General features: G+C 70.1%; 12 protein-coding genes. 7 read left to right on the top strand and 5 right to left on the bottom strand.

All coding sequences use genetic code 11. The features are described from left to right. Positions 1-80 precede the first annotated feature (80 nt). The 4 genes from mfd to ACFP3H_RS23950 all read left to right on the top strand — a co-directional run bounded on the left by mfd (position 81) and on the right by ACFP3H_RS23950 (position 5,745). A complete protein-coding gene (gene mfd, locus ACFP3H_RS23965; RefSeq protein ID WP_378609327.1) occupies positions 81-3,695 on the top strand; it encodes a transcription-repair coupling factor in 3,615 nt (1,204 codons plus the stop codon). Next, on the top strand, positions 3,692-4,390 hold the full coding sequence (locus ACFP3H_RS23960; protein WP_378609326.1) for a nucleoside triphosphate pyrophosphohydrolase: 699 nt from the start codon (positions 3,692-3,694) through the stop codon (positions 4,388-4,390). Before mfd ends, ACFP3H_RS23960 begins: the two co-directional genes overlap by 4 nt. Before the next feature lie 240 nt (positions 4,391-4,630). Then, on the top strand, positions 4,631-5,131 hold the full coding sequence (locus ACFP3H_RS23955) for a pyridoxamine 5'-phosphate oxidase family protein (protein ID WP_378609325.1): 501 nt from the start codon (positions 4,631-4,633) through the stop codon (positions 5,129-5,131). A gap of 38 nt (positions 5,132-5,169) precedes the next feature. After that, a complete protein-coding gene (locus tag ACFP3H_RS23950) occupies positions 5,170-5,745 on the top strand; it encodes a TerD family protein (RefSeq protein ID WP_378609324.1) in 576 nt (191 codons plus the stop codon). Between the two features lie 49 nt (positions 5,746-5,794). On the opposite strand, the gene ACFP3H_RS23945 is transcribed toward ACFP3H_RS23950, so the two are convergent. The 5 genes from ACFP3H_RS23945 to ACFP3H_RS23925 form a co-directional block, all read right to left on the bottom strand. Continuing rightward, positions 5,795-7,183 (bottom strand): MATE family efflux transporter, encoded by a 1,389-nt coding sequence (locus ACFP3H_RS23945; protein ID WP_378609581.1) that lies wholly within the window; start codon positions 7,181-7,183, stop codon positions 5,795-5,797. Positions 7,184-7,337: 154 nt separating this feature from the next. Then, positions 7,338-8,369: a PLP-dependent cysteine synthase family protein gene (locus ACFP3H_RS23940; protein ID WP_378609323.1), complete on the bottom strand. Its 1,032-nt coding sequence runs from the start codon at positions 8,367-8,369 to the stop codon at positions 7,338-7,340. A gap of 25 nt (positions 8,370-8,394) precedes the next feature. After that, positions 8,395-9,870: a type III PLP-dependent enzyme domain-containing protein gene (locus tag ACFP3H_RS23935; RefSeq protein WP_378609322.1), complete on the bottom strand. Its 1,476-nt coding sequence runs from the start codon at positions 9,868-9,870 to the stop codon at positions 8,395-8,397. Between the two features lie 128 nt (positions 9,871-9,998). Then, positions 9,999-11,009, bottom strand: a complete 1,011-nt coding sequence (locus ACFP3H_RS23930; RefSeq protein WP_378609321.1) for an ornithine cyclodeaminase family protein — start codon at positions 11,007-11,009, stop codon at positions 9,999-10,001. Then, positions 10,981-12,057: a TauD/TfdA family dioxygenase gene (locus tag ACFP3H_RS23925; RefSeq protein WP_378609320.1), complete on the bottom strand. Its 1,077-nt coding sequence runs from the start codon at positions 12,055-12,057 to the stop codon at positions 10,981-10,983. Before ACFP3H_RS23925 ends, ACFP3H_RS23930 begins: the two co-directional genes overlap by 29 nt. 326 nt (positions 12,058-12,383) lie before the next feature. On the opposite strand from ACFP3H_RS23925, the gene ACFP3H_RS23920 reads away from it, so the two are divergent. The 3 genes from ACFP3H_RS23920 (at position 12,384) to ACFP3H_RS23910 (ending at position 17,981) form a co-directional block, all read left to right on the top strand. Further along, entirely contained in the window at positions 12,384-13,889 is a 1,506-nt protein-coding gene (locus tag ACFP3H_RS23920) for an ABC transporter substrate-binding protein (RefSeq protein WP_378609319.1), read from the top strand. Next, positions 13,886-14,821, top strand: coding sequence for an ABC transporter permease (locus ACFP3H_RS23915; RefSeq protein WP_378609318.1), 936 nt, complete (start codon positions 13,886-13,888; stop codon positions 14,819-14,821). Before ACFP3H_RS23920 ends, ACFP3H_RS23915 begins: the two co-directional genes overlap by 4 nt. 361 nt (positions 14,822-15,182) lie before the next feature. Beyond that, positions 15,183-17,981, top strand: a complete 2,799-nt coding sequence (locus ACFP3H_RS23910; RefSeq protein ID WP_378609316.1) for an ABC transporter ATP-binding protein/permease — start codon at positions 15,183-15,185, stop codon at positions 17,979-17,981. Positions 17,982-18,040: the final 59 nt, after the last annotated feature.

Here is an 18,040-nt window from a genome sequence, read left to right as displayed (position 1 = left end):
GTCGGACCCGGTGACTAGACTTCGATACGGCCACCTCGACCGTTTCCGACGCCCGCCCACTGCGCATTCAGGAGCGAACAATGTCCTCCCTTCGTCCTCCGCTCGCCGGCCTGGCCGAGGCGGTCGCGGGTGATGCCGCGCTGCGGACGGTCACCGATCTGATCGGTAAATCCGGGGTGGAGCTGGTCGCGCCGTCGGCGGTGCGGCCGTTCGTCGCGGCGACCATCGCCGATCAGCGCCCCCTGGTGGTGGTGACCGCCACCGGTCGCGAGGCCGACGATCTGACCGTCGAGCTCACCGAGATGCTCGGCCCCTCGGTGGCGATGTTCCCGTCCTGGGAGACCCTGCCGCACGAGCGCCTCTCGCCGGGCCCCGACACGGTCGGGCGCAGGCTCGAGGTGCTGCGCAGGCTCGCCCACCCCGAGGATCCGGTCTATCCCGATCCGCTGCGCGTGGTGGTCACCACGGTGCGCTCGCTGATGCAGCCGATGACGGCCGGGCTCGGCGATATCGCGCCGATCGTGCTGCGCGTCGGCGCGGACTACGAGTTCGACGAATTGCTCACGCGCCTGGTCGAATTCGCGTACACCCGGGTTGACATGGTCGGCAAGCGCGGCGAGTTCGCGGTGCGCGGCGGCATCCTCGATCTGTTCGCGCCGACCGCGGATCATCCGGTGCGCGTGGAGTTCTGGGGCGACGAGGTCAGCGAGATCCGACCGTTCTCGGTGGCCGATCAGCGCTCGATCGGCGAGGCCACCCTCGACGTGGTGGTCGCGCCCCCGTGTCGCGAACTGCTGCTCACCACCCCGGTCCGCGAACGCGCCACCGCCGTCGCCGCCGACAACGAGGCCGACGCCTCCCTGGTCGAGATGCTGGACAAGATCGCCGAGGGCATCCCCGTCGACGGCATGGAGGCGCTGCTCCCGGTCCTGGCGCCCGGCAAGCTGAGCCTGCTCACCGAGGCCCTGCCCGCGGGCACCCAGCTGCTGCTGTGCGACCCGGAGAAGATCCGCACGCGCGCGGCCGATCTCGTGCGCACCGGCGAGGAATTCCTCGAAGCCTCCTGGACCGCGGCCTCTTTCGGCAGCGAGGCCCCGCTGGGCGCCAACGGCCTCGACCTGGCCGCCTCCGGCTATCGCGGCCTGTCCGAATTGCACAGCAGCGCCGACGAACTCGGCCTGCCGTGGTGGACGCTGAGCCCGCTCAGTTCCGGTGATCCGGTCGAGGTGGTGCTGCCGGTGCAGTCCGGCCCCACCGCGCGCGGCTCCGAGGAACTGGTCGCCACCATCTTCGCCTCGCTGCGCGCCCACGTCGCCACGGGCGGTCGCGCGGTGGTCGTGGTGACCGGGCACGGCACCGCCCAGCGCGTGCTGGAACGACTCGGCGAGGCCGAGGTGCCCGCCGCGCTGCTGCCCGCGGGCGCCGTGCCGGAACCGGGCGTGGTCGGGGTGCTGTGCGGTTCGCTGCACGACGGGCTGATCTTCGACGACGCCGGGCTGGTCGTCGTCGCCGAATCCGACCTCACCGGCAACCGGGTCACCGCGCCCTCGGAGGGCAAGCGCCTGCCCGCCAAGCGCCGCAACCAGGTCGACCCGCTGGCCCTGAACTCCGGCGACATGGTCGTGCACGACCAGCACGGCATCGGCCGGTTCGTCGAGATGATCGAACGCACCATCGGCGGCGCGCGCCGCGAGTACCTGGTCATCGAGTACGCGCCGAGCAAGCGCGGCCAGCCCGGCGACCGGCTGTTCGTGCCGATGGAATCGCTCGACCAGCTCTCCCGCTACGTCGGCGGCGAACTGCCGAGCCTGTCCAAGCTCGGCGGTTCGGACTGGGCGAACACGAAACGCAAGGCGCGCAAGGCCGTTCGCGAGATCGCGGGCGAGCTGGTGCAGCTCTACGCCGCCCGGCAGGCCGCGCCCGGTCACGCCTTCGCCCCGGACACCCCGTGGCAGCAGGAGATGGAGGACGCGTTCGCGTTCACCGAGACCGTCGACCAGATGACCGCGATCACCGACGTGAAGTCCGACATGGAGAAGCCGGTGCCGATGGACCGCGTGGTCTGCGGCGACGTCGGCTACGGCAAGACCGAGATCGCGGTGCGCGCGGCGTTCAAGGCGGTGCAGGACGGCAAGCAGGTCGCCGTGCTCGTGCCCACCACGCTGCTCGCCCAACAGCACCTGCAAACCTTCACCGAACGCGTCGCGGGCTTCCCGGTGACGGTGCGCGGCCTGTCCCGATTCACCGACGCGAGTGATTCCAAGGAGATCCTGGCCGGACTGGCCGACGGCTCGGTCGACATCGTGGTCGGCACGCACCGGCTGCTGCAGACGGGCGTGCGCTGGAAGGACCTCGGCCTGGTGATCGTCGACGAGGAGCAGCGCTTCGGTGTCGAGCACAAGGAGCACATCAAGGCGCTGCGCACCCACGTCGACGTGCTCACCATGTCGGCCACCCCGATCCCGCGCACCCTGGAGATGAGCCTGGCGGGCATCCGCGAGATGTCGACCATCCTCACCCCGCCCGAGGAACGCCACCCCGTGCTCACCTACGTGGGCGCCTACAACGACAAGCAGGTCACCGCCGCCATCCGCCGCGAACTCATGCGCGACGGCCAGGTGTTCTATGTGCACAACCGGGTGTCCTCGATCGACAAGGCCGCCAAGAAGATTCGCGATCTGGTGCCCGAGGCGCGGGTGGTCGTGGCGCACGGTCAGATGAACGAGGACCAGCTGGAGAAGACCGTGCAGGGCTTCTGGGAGCGCGAGTACGACGTGCTGGTCTGCACCACGATCATCGAGACCGGCCTCGACATCTCCAACGCGAACACCCTGATCGTGGAACGCGCCGACTCCCTCGGCCTGTCGCAGCTGCACCAGCTGCGCGGTCGCGTCGGCCGGTCCCGCGAGCGCGGCTACGCCTACTTCCTGTACCCGCCGGAGAAGCCGCTCACCGAGACCGCCTACGACCGCCTCGCCACCATCGCCCAGAACTCCGATCTCGGCGCCGGTATGGCGGTGGCGATGAAGGACCTCGAGATCCGCGGCGCGGGCAATGTGCTCGGCGCCGAGCAGTCCGGTCACGTCGCCGGGGTCGGTTTCGACCTGTACGTGCGCCTGGTCGGCGAGGCCGTGGAGGCCTATCGCGCCGCCGCCGACGGCAAGCCGATCGTCACCGAGGAGAACAAGGAGGTGCGCATCGACCTGCCCGTCGACGCGCACATCCCGCCTGACTACATCGCCAGCGACCGCCTGCGGCTCGAGGCGTATCGCAAACTCGCGGCGGCACAGGACGATTCGGCCCTGGCGGCGGTGATCGAGGAGCTCGTCGACCGTTACGGCCCGCTGCCGGTGGAGGTGGGTCGCCTGGTGTCGGTGGCCCGGCTGCGCCTGCTGGCGCGCGAGTACGACGTGTCCGAGATCGTGGTCACCGGTTCCTCGCTCAAGATCGCGCCGCTGAATCTGCCCGACTCCAAACAGCTTCGGCTCAAGCGCATCTACCCCGCCGCCACCTACCGTCCCGCGAGCGGCCTGATCACCCTGCCGCTGCCGCGCGTCACCGACAGCGTCGGCGCCGACCGGGTGCGCGATGTGGCGGTCTTGCAGTTCGTCGCCGACCTGCTGCTGGTCCTGGATGGCAAACCCCAAGGCATGGTGGATCTTTCGGTCGCGGCCGAACCGGCGGGTGCCCGATGAGCCAGGACGTCTCGCGGGAGAAGGCCGCCGTGGCGGCGGGCCTGGCCGAGGCCGTCGACGTGATGGATCGCCTCTGGCACTTCGGCGGCTGGGAGCGCACCCAGACCCACGACTCGCTGCGCCCCTACCTGCTCGAGGAGACCTACGAGCTCCTCGACGCCATCCAGGCGGGCGACGCCGAGACCATCCGGGAGGAACTCGGCGACCTGCTGCTCCAGGTCCTGTTCCACTCCCGAATCGCCGAGCACGCCGGCGAATTCACCGTCGACGACGTAGCCGCCACCCTGGTCGACAAGCTGGTCCACCGCAGCCCCTACCTCACCGACGCCGAATTCTCCGCCGGTACCTCGCTGGACGACAAGATCGCCGCCCAGGAAAAGGCCTGGGAGGAGCGCAAATCCGCGGAGAAGGCGCGTCGCTCGTGCCTGGACGGCATCGCCATGGCCCAACCCGCCCTCGCCCTGGCCGAGAAGGTCCGCTCGCGCAGCGCCGCCGCTGGCCTGCCCGATGACCTGATCCCCGCCACCCTGCGCGTGATCGAACTGGGCGGACCGGGTTCGGCCGAGGAGCGGCTGCGCACCGCGACGCTCGACTTCGCCGCCGCCATCCGCGCGACCGAGGACGCCGCCGAGACCACTCGCGGCACCCGCGCCCCGCTCGCCGCGCAGGACTGGCGCACCTACTGGCCGGTCTGAGTTCGCGCGCGCGACACTTGTCGGACCCCCTGGGTAAGCTGGCATCAGCGGACAGTCGGTTACCGACGGGCTAACGGAATCTCCGCAGGGGGCGGGCTCGGCTGTCGGGTCTGAGACCTTGCTGAGATATTGCGGTCAATCGCTCGCACGCCAGCGGGCAAGGGGCACAGCACTTTAGACTCGGGGGTGCTCGCTGTTCGCGGTGAGAGTCGGTATCCGACGAGTGTCGAGGTGAGGTAGATGGCTACAGAAGTAGATCCCGCGGAGATTGATTCCTTGACCGAACACGCCGAAACCGAGCATCCCGAGCTCGACGTGTTGCCGGTCTGGCCGCAGGAAACCATCGCGGTCCTCGTCACCACCGACCCGGCGCCGCACGCGATTCCCGTGTCGTGGCCGGTGCGCGCCGGCGACAAGCGCATCCTCATCAGTTTGAAGTCCGATCGCGGCTCGCTGGCTCGGCTGCGCGCGCAGCCGTCGGTGGCGTTGCTGATCCTGGGTGGCGGCAATGTGGCGTTGTGCGCGCGCGGCCGCGCTACGGTGGTCGCCGAGCAGATGCCGCAGGCACCGGATTACACCGCGGTCCAGCTCGATGTGGAGGTGATCGACGATCACCGGCAGTCGGCCTTCGCCGTCGACCGGGGCATCCAGCGCACCGTCCTCGACGACACCGAGCTGCGGGCACTGGAGGGTCGCGTCGAGACCCTGCGGACCTGGGCCGACAACGGTTTCACGGCGTAAGTTCTTCCACGGCACACTATCTGGACAGAAGGGTTTTCATGAGCGTCACACTCGCCAAGGGCGGCAATGTCTCGCTGTCGAAGCAGACCGACAACCTCACCAAGGTCGCGGTCGGCCTGGGCTGGGACGTGCGCACCACCACCGGTGCCGATCACGATCTCGACGCCAGCGCGCTGGCCACCGGACCGAACCTGAAGGTGCTCTCCGATCAGCACTTCGTGTTCTACAACAACCTGCGTTCGCCCGAGGGCACCATCGAGCACACCGGTGACAACCTGACCGGTGAGGGCGAGGGCGACGACGAGACCATCAACGTCGACCTGGCCGCCACCCCGCCGCAGATCACCAATATCTTCTTCCCGGTCTCGATCCACGACGCGCAGGCTCGCGGCCAGTCGTTCGGGCAGATCCGCAACGCCTACATCCGCGTCACCGACGCCAACACCGGCGTGGAACTGGCCCGCTACGACCTGTCCGAGGACGCGTCCACCGAGACCGCGATGGTCTTCGGCGAGCTCTACCGCCACAACGCCGAGTGGAAGTTCCGCGCTGTCGGCCAGGGCTACGCCTCCGGCCTGGCGGGCATCGCCCGTGACTACGGTGTGAATCTCTGACAGACCACGAGACGAGGCGGGCGACCAGCGGGTCGCCCGCCTCGTTCGTTCATCGAGCCTGACCCACCGGCACCCGCACCGGCCGCGCCACGGCGGCCCGGTCGAGCAGCGCGAAGTACTTGCGCAGCATCAGCGCGGCGGTGGCGGCCAGCCCGGCGGTGAGTCCCCACCACACCCCGGCCGCGCCGAGGTGCAGCGGAAACGCCAGTACCAGCGCCGCCGGTAGCCCCACGCCCCAGTACCCGACCAGCGAGAGCCGCAGGCCCGCCGAGGTCTGTTTCAGTCCGCGCAGCAGCCCGGTGCCGATGTTCTGGGCGGCGTCGAAGAATTGCAGCACGATGCCGATGAGCAGCAGGGTGTGCGCGATCGCCACGGTGTCGGTGTCGCCCGGGTCGAGGAACGGCGCCAGCACCAGGTTCGGCGCGACCACGTAGAACACCCCGGTGACCAGCGAGACCACCGCGGCCAGGCGCAGTGCCGACCAGGCCAGCGCCCTGGCCCGGTCGAACTCGTCGCGCGCCACCGCGTGACTGACCAGGATCGACGCACCGTGCGAGATGCCGATCGCGACTTGGAACACGATGTAGATGATCTGGTAGACGACATTGTGCGCGGCCAGCGCGGCGGGCCCGAAACTGCCCATCACCAGCGCCAACACCGAGAACATGCCCGCCTCCGACCCGTAGGTCAGCGCGATCGGGGTGCCGAGGCGCAGCTCCGCGCGCACAGTCGACCAGCGCACCGGCCACGGTGTCGTCGGCAGTGTGCGACCGAGGTGTTCGTCGCGCCGCACCATCGCCCAGAACACCCCGAAGGTGATCAGGAAGACCAGCGAGGTCGCGACACCCACCCCGGTCAGCCCCATGGCCGGGAGGCCGGCCCAGCCGTGGATGAACGCCAGCGCGAGCACCAGGTTCAACGCCACCGATCCGAGCGTGACCAGCAGCAACGCCTGTGGACGTTGCATGCCGACGGTGTATTGCCGCAGCACCTGGAACCACAGGCACGGCAGCAACCCGGGCGCGAGCGCGATCATCATGGGCTGGGCCAGGTCGAGCACCGCCATGTCCTGCCCGAGCCAGGGCAGCATCCACCCGAGCCCGATCAGCAATGCCCCGCCGAGCAGACCCGCGATGGTCGCGATGACGAACGCGGCCCGCACCACCGCGCGCACCTCGTCATCGGCCGACACGCCCCGCTTCCCGGCCGCGCCGAGCGCGCCCGCGATCTGATTCCCGGTCCCGGTGATCAACCCGACGCACATCGTGCGGATCTGGTTGAACAACACCAGCGCCAGCCCACCCGCCGCGACCTCGGCCACCCCGAGCGAGCCCATCAGCACGAGATTGGTGGTCGACACCGCGATCTGCGCCAACTGGGTCAGCGCGATCGGCGTCGCCAGTCGGGTCAGCGCACCGCTGTCGGTGCGGGTGTTGATCACCGCCGCCCCCGCGACGCGCTCGCCGGGCCGCGCCGACGACCGAGCCCCGGCGCGTTCGTCGGGTCGGTGTCGACGGGGTGCGTCATAACCCGCACCGGGGATTCGCTCGACCGGTGGTCGGCGTCGGGATGTGGCGCGCGGTCGCGCTCACTCAGACCTCCATCAATTCGTCCTGGCGCCGCAGGGGAGAGAAACGGCGCAGCAGCGTGGTCACGTCCGCCTCGGTGGCGGGGTCGAGCAGGTCGCGGGCGCGCATCCACTCGTCGTCGAACACGGTGTCGAGGTACTTCTCGCCGCCGTCGCACACGATGGTCACCACGGTCGACCCGGCCGGGAACTCCTCGAGCCGTGCCAGCGCGTTGTGCACCGACCCGCCCGCCGACCCGCCGATGAGCAGCCCGTGCGTCCTGGCCACGGCCCGCGCGGTCGCGAAGGCGTCCACATCGCTGACCTTGACGCCCTCGTCGAGCAGCGCGTAGTCCACGGCGGTGCCGATGCTCGCCCCGGGCGGGGTGCCGGTGCCCGACTGCCAGTACGGTCCGCCCTCGCCGCCGAAGGCGATGGAGCCGACCGGTTCCACCCCGATCACCCGGGCGGGCCTGCCCAGATCGCGCAACCGGGTGGCGGTGCCGAACAGCGAACCGCCGGTGCCGACCGCCGAGAGCAGGATGTCGACCCGTTCGACCTCGGCCAGCAACTCCTCCGCGACGGCGTAGTAGCCGACCGCGTTGGCGTCGTTGTTGTGCTGTTCGGTGAAGTACGCGTCGTCACGGGCGGCCGCCATCGCCTCGGCGAGGTCCTCTCGTGCCGAGGTGGCCAGCTCGTCGTCGTCGCCCTCGGCGACGAACACCAGGTCGGTGCCCATGGCTCGCATCGCGCGCAGTTTGTCCTTACAGGCGTGGTTGTCGACCACGGCGGTGAATCGATAGCCACGTTCGGCCGCGACCACCGCCAAGCCGAGTCCGGTGTTGCCGGACGTCGACTCGATGATATGCCCGCCAACCCTCAGCAAACCTCGACGCTCCGCATCGAGCACCATCGACCGGGCCATTCTGATCTTGGCCGCGCCGGTCGGATTGAACTGTTCGAGCTTGAGCAGCAGGCGGGTGCCGGTGTCGGTGACGGCGAGTTCGAACAGGGGAGTGCGGCCGATCAGATCCGTCACACGCGTGACGAGAGCCATGGGGATTCCTCCATCGGAAGGTGGATCAGCGGGCGGTGGCGTCCAGGGTCCAGCGCACCCGGTCGGGCTCGGGGTGGAGCGCGACCTTCGGGGGGAGCGGGAGCTCGTGGAACGGGGACTCGTTGGAGTCCATCTGGTACCCGGCGGTGTTCGGGTAGACGAGCAGGTCGCCGACGCGGGCGCGGCGGGGCAGCGGGATACGTCGTCTGCTCAGCAGGTCGGACTCCAGGCAGGTGGTGGCGCCGACACAGGTGGGGGTCGGGTGGCCCGGTCCCGGCGGCCACAGTACGGGGTCGGGCAGGAACTCACTGTCGAACCATTGCTCGGACAGGCTCAGGCTGGTGCCGTCGACGGTGAGGATGTCGTAGGGGTTGCCGTGTGCCGTGCGGGTTTTCACGCCCTGCACCCGGAAGATCGAACTGCCCGCCTGGTCGAGGAGGGCGCGGCCCGGTTCGATGGCCAGGCGAATCCCGTTGGTGCGCAACAGACCCGCGAGGTCGTTGTGCGCGAGGATCTCGCCGAGCATCTCCGGGCCCGGTGCGGGGAAGTGATACGGGTAGTAGTCGCCGGGCGGACTGCTGTGGAACCAGTTGTCGCTGAGAGTGTTTCGGAACGTCTCCCAACGGTCGGCGGCCACGTAGTCGACCCCGAACCCGCCCCCGATCGAGATGGTGTCCGACGCATGGCCGTTCGCGCGGGCGCGCAGGCAGTGCTCGACCAGCGCGGCGGCCTGCTCGGCGCGGGCGACGGCGTCGTATCCGGACAGGTGAAAACTGAAGCCCGACAGCGTGATCGGGTACGAGATCGCCCCGATCGCCCGGTCGAGTTCCCCGGGATCGAGCCCGAACCTGCTGGTCGACCCCGCGGGCAACACCCGCAACAGCACCCGCGCCGGCAGTCCGAGCGCGACGAGCCGTTCCAGTTCGTCGAGCGCGTCGATCGCGATCGACCCACCGTGCCGAGCCGCCAACCACAGCAGCTCCTCGGACTTGGCAGGCCCGGTCACCATCACATCCGCGCCCCGCACCCCCTGCGCGAGGGCCGCCACCAGCTCGCCCACACTCGCGACATCCACCCCCGCCCCCGCCTCGGCACAGGCCCGCACCACACACGCCGCCTTGTTCGCCTTCTTCCCGAAGTACACGAACCCGTCGACCCCCGCGTCCCGGAATACCGCCTGAAAACCCTTGACGTTCACCGAGACCCGCGAGGGCAACAGCACATGAAAAGGCCCCCCGATCACCTCGGCGATCTCCCCGAGCAGTCGCGGATCGTCGAGCACGCGCTGTTCGACTGCGGAAATCCGCGCGGGCATCGGTGGTGCGCAGTGCGACGGACGCCGCCGTGCCTCGGCCCCGCGCGTGGCCTGGTGCGACCCGGCCCCGTCGCTGGGTCCTGAGCGGGACGCGCCACCGGAAACGGATCTCGCGTCGACGCCGCTCACCGCGATGTCGTCGGAGTCGATCTCGGTCGACGCGGGGTCGCCGCCGAACACGCTCACGCCACCGCCAGGCTCGCTCGACCTGGTGTCGCGGGACGAGCCACCTCGGCTCACGTGATCGGACCCGGCGTCACTCGCGCTCGACTCGCTATCCGCCCACCGAGCCGACACCGTCGCGCCGTCCCCGGCTAGTCCCACAGCGGGACCTCCGTACCCCGCCCCTCCGCGATCGCCCTGGCCGCCAGCGCGTGCGCGACCGCGATATCGGTGAGCACCAGCCCACTGTTGTAGACGAAGATCTTCTCGTCGTCAGTGCGCCGAGCCACCGCCGCGCGCGTAAGCACCTGCGGCAGTTCGGCATCCACCGACCGCAAGGTCCCGTCGGGCCCGACCATGTCGGTCCCCGTCAACGCCATCTGCGCCGCGCTCGTCGCCACCACCCGATCGGCCTCGATCAGCGTCGACGGTGCCAGGCCGTACCCCACCAGCACCGCCACCGACCCCGGTGCCAGATGCGCGGCCTCCAGCGAAACCTCGGTCCCCGGTCCGGCCGTCGCCAGCACCACATCGGCGCTCGCCGCCGCCGCGTACGGATCGTCGACCACATCGAGCAGGGCGTGCGGCGCCGCGTCGGCCAGATACGCATGCACTGCGGCCAACCCCTCGGGATGCGTCCCGTACACCATCAGCTTGCGCAACTGCGGATTCGCGGCGAGCAAGTGCGGCAGGGCATTTCGCCCCTGCGTGCCCGTGCCGATCAGCAGTGCGCTCTCGGCCCCGCGCCGCACGGTCTCGCGCACCAGCAGCGCCGACACCGCGGGCGTGCGCAACGCACCCACCCGCGCGCAGTCCATCATCGCGATCGGCGCGCCGGTGGTGTCGTCGTAGAGCGTGATCGTCGTGTAGTACCGCTTGGTGCTGCGGTCGTGGCCCGGATCGAACTTGTAGGAGGTCTTCATGGCCACCACGCGGCGGCGCCCGTCGCGCCCGAGCATCGCGTACGACACCGACGATCCGCCCGGATCGGCCACGCTCAACTTGCGTGGATTGTCGGATTCCCCGGCGGCGAAGGCGAGATAGGCCTCCTCGACGGCACGCACCACCTCGGCGGGCGTGATCGGCACATCGGCCAGGTCGCTGCGGGACAGCACCCGCAGCGGGGTGCTCCGGTCACGGTTGTTCAACGGATCCTCGTTCATCTGCCATGCCCCGCTCTACTGTCCGCTCGGTGCTCGCCCGGAACGGCGCGACCACTCGTTGGCCATACCCATTCTCGGACGACTCCTGCGCGCGCCGACGCCGTTCGGGCAGCCGGATGTTCACGCGCTTGAGCCAGCGATCGGTGCCGTCGTAGCGCGCCCGGAACGGCACCCGCCCGTGCACGGCGACATCGTTGTCGACCAGCAGGATCTCGCCGGGAGCCAGGGCGGGGGCGTGACAGACCCTGGCGAGTTCGGCGGTGAGCCTGGCGTAGGCGGCGCGGAACTCCGCGTCGGCATCGTCGAGTGGAGTGTAGGCGGGGTCGTAACGTGTTGTCGCAGCGCCATTTTCGTCGAACCACAGGGTCGGCAACGGGGCCAGTGAATCGAAGCCGGTCCCGTAGGACACATCCGGCAGGATCGGCAGCGTCGGCGTGGCGAGCGTGCGCAGATCGTCCTCGCTCAGGCGCACCTGCCGCACCGACGACACCGTCGTGGCGACCCGGTCGGGGTTGCGCAGGCACGCCAGCATCAGCAGATTCGCGCGCGCGGCGTGGAAGGCGTCCTCGGTGTGCGGGCTCAGCAGCGTGGTACTGCTCGCGCCCGACTGCTCGTCCTCGTGTCCGGCGGCGGGCACGATGTTGTTGACCAGCCGCCCGTTCTGCTGCCCCTCCCAGCCGAACGGCTCACCGGCGCACCGGGCCAGCAGCAGCATGGCGATGTCGAGGTCGAGCGAACCGTCGGCGGCGTGCTCGGCCGCGGCCTGCCAGTGGGCCGGGGTCGGCCCGAATTCGGCATCGACGACCACGAGTCCGCGCACCACGGTCGCGCCCGCCGCGGTGGCGGGCGGGCGAACGGCTTCGCGCACGCTGTCGGGCAACTCGCCGACGCGACCGTCGATCCGCGCGAGGAGTTCGGGGTCGTGCAGGGTCGCGATGTGCGGTGTGTCACCTAATCGGCGGCGAATGTCGCTCGCGAGCGATCGGACGGCCCGTGCTGCGTCAGGATCGAATTCGCGGCATTCGATATCGTGCTGGTGAATCGTCATACGTTCGGAGAGAACGCTTTTCACCGGCTTCCCTTCTTCTCATCGGTCGAACGCGGGTGATCTTCAGACTCGATGTGCGAAGGTAGTGCCCGCACTCTGATAAGGCAAGACTTACCTAACTATTCGGCCGGAGAAATAGCCGATTCATATAACGTAGCTTTTCTACCCGAGTTCGCGAAGGCAGCCCCGACCGGGGTGTCGCGCCCGGCTGCGGTTGGGTGACGGTCGAATCGAAGGTCACCACCGGGGGTACTTTTCAGGTTAGCCTCACCTGGTTTGCGTTGTCGGAAAAGGTGTTTCGACGCGCGGTTCGAGGAGGCGACACGATGGGTTTCACGCGCAGGCAGCTGTTCCGGTCCGGGGTCGGTGTCACCGCACTGTTACTCGCGAGTGCGTGCGGGACCGAGGGCGGGTCCGGCGCCGCGCAGCGCGGCGGCGTCCTGCGGGTCGGCGCGCTCGGCACCGCCGGTCGCAGCGAACGAGATCCGCACGCCAACCTCAGCAATGACAGCGATTTCCTGATCGCCTCGCTCGTCTACGACGCGCTCACCGTGCCCGGCGCCGACCCGACCGTCGCCCCGCGCCTGGCCGCGCGCTGGGAGGCGAGCCCGGACAACCGCCGCTGGACCTTCACCATCGCGCCGGGCGCGACCTTCCACAACGGCGCGCCGGTGACCGCCGAGGACGTGGTGTGGTCGATGCGCCGACTGCGTTCGGTGGGCGGGGTGTCGAAGGTCCCCGTGGCCGAGAACGACATCACCGCCGACGGAACAGACCGGGTGGTTTTCACCGTCCCCGAGCCGAATACCCAACTGCCACTGCTGCTTCGGTTGATGACCTTCACTGTGCCGAAGAACACAACCGACTTCACCGCCGCGGTCGGCTCCGGCCCGTTCCGGCTCGAGTCCTATCAGGGCGGCAATGCCCGACTGGTGCGCAACGATCGCTGGCACGGCACCCCGCCGCTGCTCGACGCCATCGAGGTGACCATGTTCGACAGCGTCACCGCGCTGGGCAACGCGGTCCTCGGCGGCCAGATCGACCTCGCCTCCAACGTGGGCGCGATCGCCGGACGCACCGCCGCCGGACGCGCGGACCTCCAGGTCATCCGCCGCCCCGACGACACCATGCTCGGCGTGGCGATGCGCACCGCCGACGGCCCCTTCGCCGACGCCAGGGTGCGGACCGCGCTGCGCCTCGGCGTCGACCGCCAGGCCCTGGTCAACCAGGTGCACTCCGGTTTCGGCACCGTCGCCGCCGATGTGCTCGGCACCGCCGACCCGCTCTACGACACCGCGCTGCGCCGCGACCGCGACATCGAGCGCGCCACAACCCTGCTGCGCGAGGCGAATTTCGACACCGGCCGCAGCTACCCGTTCGTCACCAAGGCCGAAGTGGCCGGTGAGGTCGAATCCGCGAAGGTGATCGCCACCCAACTCGCCGAGATCGGCGTCCGCCTCGACGTGCAGGTGGTCGAGTCGGCGGCGTTCTACGACAGCACCTGGCTGAACGCCCCGCTCTACACGGTGTCGTGGGGCACCAACGACTCGGTGGTGTTCCTGGCCGACAAGCTCATGACCACCGGCTCCAACCGCAACGAAACCGCCTTCCACGACCCGGAATTCGACGCGGTCGACGCCACTGCCCTGGCCGCCACCGGCGAGGACTACACCCAGGCCGTGCGCCGCTTGCAGCGCATCGAGTTCGAGCGCGGCGGCTATCTGGTGTGGGGCATGGCCGACGGCGTCGACATCGCCGCCGCCACCGTGCGTGACCTGCCGACGCTGGGCGGTTTCGCGCGGGTCCAGCTGGAACGTGCCTGGCTGGCGTGAGGGTGCGAACCATCGCGCTGCCGGTCGTGCGGCGGGTCGCGCTGCTGGTGACCCTGCTCGCCATCGTGTTCGTCGCGGTGGACCTGTTGCCGGGCAACGCGGCCCGCTCCGCGCTCGGCCGCGACGCCGACCCCGCCGAGATCGCGGCGAAGGAACGCGAGCTGGGCCTGGACCGCGCGCTGCCGGCGCGGTTCCTCGACTGGCTCGCCGGCGTCCTCACCGGCGACCTCGGCCGCACCGCCCGAGGCGCCCCGATCGGCGAACTGCTCGCCGCCAAGTTCCCGCAGACCCTGCTGCTCGGCGGCCTCGCCCTGCTGCTGACCATCGCGTGCTCGCTGGCGCTCGGCTGCTGGTGGGCGATGCGGCCCGGCAGCCTCGGATCCCGAATCATGCAGCCCGCCAGCACCATCGCGGTCGCGGTACCCGAATTCGTCGGCGGCACCCTGCTGATCCTGGTGTTCTCCCTGGCCACCGGCTGGCTGCCCGCCGTCACCATCACCGGCCGCTCGGGCTTCCCGATCGCACCGGAGATGCTGGTGCTGCCGGTGCTGGCGTTGGCGATTCCGCAGATCGGCTGGAACGCCCGCATCGTCCGCTCCGCCCTCCTCGACGTCGCCACCGCACCGCACGTGGAAAGCGCTGTCCTGGAAGGACTTCCTGCTCCCAAGATCCTCACCCGACACCTGCTGCCCTTCGCCGCCCCCACCATCGTCGCCGGCTACGCCACCTCGGTCGGCATGCTCTTCGGCGGCGCCCTGGTCGTCGAAACCCTCTTCAACTACCCCGGCATCGGCGCCGTCCTCGCCGACTCCGTCGCCGACCGCGAGGCCACCCTGGTCACCGCCGTGGTAGCCCTCACCGCCCTCGTCATCATGTCCCTACTCGCCCTCGCCGACCTCATCCGCACCTGGTCAACCGGAGGCACCCGATGACTCCCCATGTACTCACAATCTATCCAAATACGCTTGTGGACAACGGAATACACGCCCGTATTCGTCCCGAGAGGCGGCGCGACCACCCAGCGCGCGGGAGGCTCACGATGATCGGTAACCCCCCGAACACCGACGACCCACCCAACCTCACCCGTGGACAACGGAATGCGCGCCGGCATTCATCGCGCCTCGAGAGGCGGCGCGACCACCAGCGCACGGGAGGCCCACGATGACCGGCGACCAGCCCACGGCCGATCAAGATCATCACGCTCTGGTGGTCGCGGATACCGGCGGAAGTGCGCCACCAGAGCGTGGTGATCGCACGTCCAGGTCGTGGTGGCGGTTCGGGGTGGGCGGGGGAGTGGGGCTGGTCGTGGTGCTCGCGGTGGTGGGGGCGTGGTTCGCGCCGCATCCGCCGGAGCGGGCGGTGGGGATGCCGTTCGCGCGGCCGGGTGGGGGTGCGCTGCTCGGGACGGATCGGCTCGGACGCGATGTGTTCAGCCACCTGCTCACCGGGGGCGCGCGGCTGCTGGTGGTGTCGGTGGTGATCGCGGTGGTGGTGACCGGGTTGTCGGCGGTGCTCGGCGCGGTGGCCGCGGTGCGCCCGCGCGCGGGACGGGTGATCGAAATCGGGGGTGACCTGGTCATTCTTCTTCCCGCGGTGCTCGGCATCCTGCTCGTGCTCACCGCGTGGCCCCAGGGTGGGGTTGCCGCGGTGATCGTGGTCGCGCTGATCTTCGGGGTGCCCTACTGCGCCAGGATCTTCGCCGCCGCGGCTGCACCCGTGGCCGCCACCGGCTATGTCGAAGCGGCCGTCGCCTGCGGAGAGTCCCTGCCCCACCTCGTCTTCCGCGAAATCCTGCCCAACCTCCGCGCCGTGCTCACCACCCAACTCGGCCTCCGCTTCGTCGTCGCCATCTACCTGGTCAGCACCATCTCCTTCCTCGGCGCCCCCGCGCTGGGCCCCGACAACTGGGCCACCATGGTCCGCGACAACGCCGCCGGGCTCCTCCTCAACCCCTGGTCGGTCCTCGCCCCCAGCGCCGCCATCGCGATCGTCGCGGTCGGGGTGAATCTGGTGGTCACGGGTGTGCCCGAGCGTCGCAAGGCTGCCGGTGGTCAGGTCGGTTCCGCTCGGGTTACCGGCAGTGCGGGGGTGCTCAAGGGGAGTGCGGGGGCGTCCGAGGGGAGTGCGATTGTGCCCGAGCGGAGTGCGGGTGTGCCCGAGGGGAGTGCGGGGGTGCCCGAGGGGAGTGTGGGGGTATCCGAGGGGAGTGCGGGTGTGCCCGAGGGGAGTGCGGGGGTGCCCGAGGGGAGTGCAGGGGTGTCCGAGGGGAGGAGACCATCGCTGCTTGCTCGCATTCGGACTATCGCGAGCGCGGGTGCGGACGGCAGTGGTACCTCCGTCGGCAGGAACGGGGACCTGGGCGGATACGGGACTTCGGGGGTCGGCGACACGGTGGTGGTGGAAGGGCTGACCGTGGCCACGGAGGGTGGCGTGGTCTTGTCCGCGCCGCTGTCGTTTCGGTTGAAGGCCGGTTCGGTCACCGCGCTGACCGGCGCCTCGGGAGTCGGAAAGTCGACGGTGATGCGGGCATTGCTCGGGCATCTGCCCGCAGGCGCGCGTGCGGCGGGAGAGGTGTCGGTCGCGGGGCGCGCGGTGTTCGCGCTCGAGCCCGCGGCTCTGCGCGAGTTCCGACGGGAGCGCATCGCCTACGTCGGCCAGGACCCCGGCTCCGAACTCAACCCTCTGCGCCGCGTCCGAGCCGTCCTCGCCGACGCCGCCCCGAACTCCACAGCCGCCGAGCGCCAGGCCGTCCTCGAACGAGTCGGCCTCGACCGAACCCACCTGCGCCGCCGCTGCGCCCACCTCTCCGGTGGCCAACAGCGCCGAGTAGCCCTGGCCCGCGCCATCCTGCGCCGCCCCGAAATCCTCGTCCTCGACGAACCACTCGCCGGCCTCCACGGCACCCTCCGCACCGACATCGCCCACCTCATCACCACCCTCGCCACCGAAAACGCCACCACCGTCCTACTCTCCGGCCACGACACCGCCACGATCACCACCATCGCCGACACGGTGATCGAACTCCGCCCCCCGACCGACCACCCCACGAACACCACCCCGAATTCGGCCGGGACACCCAAGGATTCGGCCGAGCGCCCTGCCCCACGCCCATCGGGCGCCCACCTCGAAGAACCGGGTACACGACCCCGCGCCATGGTCGACGCCGGGTCGCGGAGAGTCGGCGCGCCGACCGGCGACCCCGAGACCGTTGCCAGGCAGGCCGGTGCCGCCGTGGCGCGTGTCGATGCTGGGCGGTGGGGTTCTCGAGCGTCGACCGACCCCCCTGAGCTCGCTGGTCCGCAGTCGGGCAGCGGGATGGTGGGCACTGAGAAGTCACCCGGATCGGCAGAGGATGAGCCAATTATCTTGTCCGCCAGGGACATCCGAGCCTTGGCGGGTGGGCGCGTCGTACTCGAGGACGTCGGTTTCACCCTGCGACGCGGTGCGGCGCTGGCCGTGGTCGGACCGTCCGGGGCCGGAAAGACCACCCTCGCCCGGGTGATCGCGGGGTTGCACACGGCGGCGGATGGGGTACTGGAAGTTCTCGGCAGACAACAGAAGCCAGGCCGTCACCGTCGAATAAAGCCGGTTACCAACGGCATTCAACTCGTCACCCAGAACCCCCGCGCCGCCCTCAACCCCCGCCGCACCGTCGAACAAACCCTCGCCCGCCCCCTCCGCCGCATCGCCCGCGTCCCCGAGCGCGACCTCCACACCCACATCACCGCCCTACTGACCGCCGTCGACCTCCCCTCGACCCTCACCACCCGCCGCCCCCACGAACTCTCCGGCGGCCAACGCCAACGCGTAGCCCTGGCCCGCGCCCTCGCCGCGAACCCGGCCGTGCTGATCTGCGACGAGATCACCACCGCCCTCGACCCCGCCACCGCCGCCGCGATCATGGCCCTGCTCGATCGCGTCCGCGCCGAGCGCGGTACCGCCGTCCTCCTGATCAGCCACGACATGACCCTGGTTCGCGGCCACTGCACCGACCTGCTCGTCCTCGACCAGGGCCGCGTCGTCGAAGCCGGCACCCCGACGACAGTTCTCGCCGCGCCCGTCCACCGCGCCACCGCCGAACTCCTCGGCTGAGCAGGACATTTCGACCATCCCCGACGGCTCGCCGTGCCGCCTCAGGATTCACACAACAC

The sequence above is a fragment of the Nocardia lasii genome (assembly GCF_042658545.1).
GTDB lineage: Bacteria > Actinomycetota > Actinomycetes > Mycobacteriales > Mycobacteriaceae > Nocardia > Nocardia lasii.
This window is presented reverse-complemented; position numbering and strand designations above follow the sequence as displayed.

Bases quoted from the DNA above. Each gene is read 5' to 3' on its own strand.
- ACFP3H_RS23930 (WP_378609321.1), bottom strand. From the start codon at position 11,009: ATGAACGAGGATCCGTTGAACAACCGTGACCGGAGCACCCCGCTGCGG.
- mfd (WP_378609327.1), top strand. From the start codon at position 81: ATGTCCTCCCTTCGTCCTCCGCTCGCCGGCCTGGCCGAGGCGGTCGCG.
- ACFP3H_RS23920 (WP_378609319.1), top strand. From the start codon at position 12,384: ATGGGTTTCACGCGCAGGCAGCTGTTCCGGTCCGGGGTCGGTGTCACC.
- ACFP3H_RS23960 (WP_378609326.1), top strand. From the start codon at position 3,692: ATGAGCCAGGACGTCTCGCGGGAGAAGGCCGCCGTGGCGGCGGGCCTG.
- ACFP3H_RS23950 (WP_378609324.1), top strand. From the start codon at position 5,170: ATGAGCGTCACACTCGCCAAGGGCGGCAATGTCTCGCTGTCGAAGCAG.
- ACFP3H_RS23955 (WP_378609325.1), top strand. From the start codon at position 4,631: ATGGCTACAGAAGTAGATCCCGCGGAGATTGATTCCTTGACCGAACAC.
- ACFP3H_RS23925 (WP_378609320.1), bottom strand. From the start codon at position 12,057: ATGACGATTCACCAGCACGATATCGAATGCCGCGAATTCGATCCTGAC.
- ACFP3H_RS23940 (WP_378609323.1), bottom strand. From the start codon at position 8,369: ATGGCTCTCGTCACGCGTGTGACGGATCTGATCGGCCGCACTCCCCTG.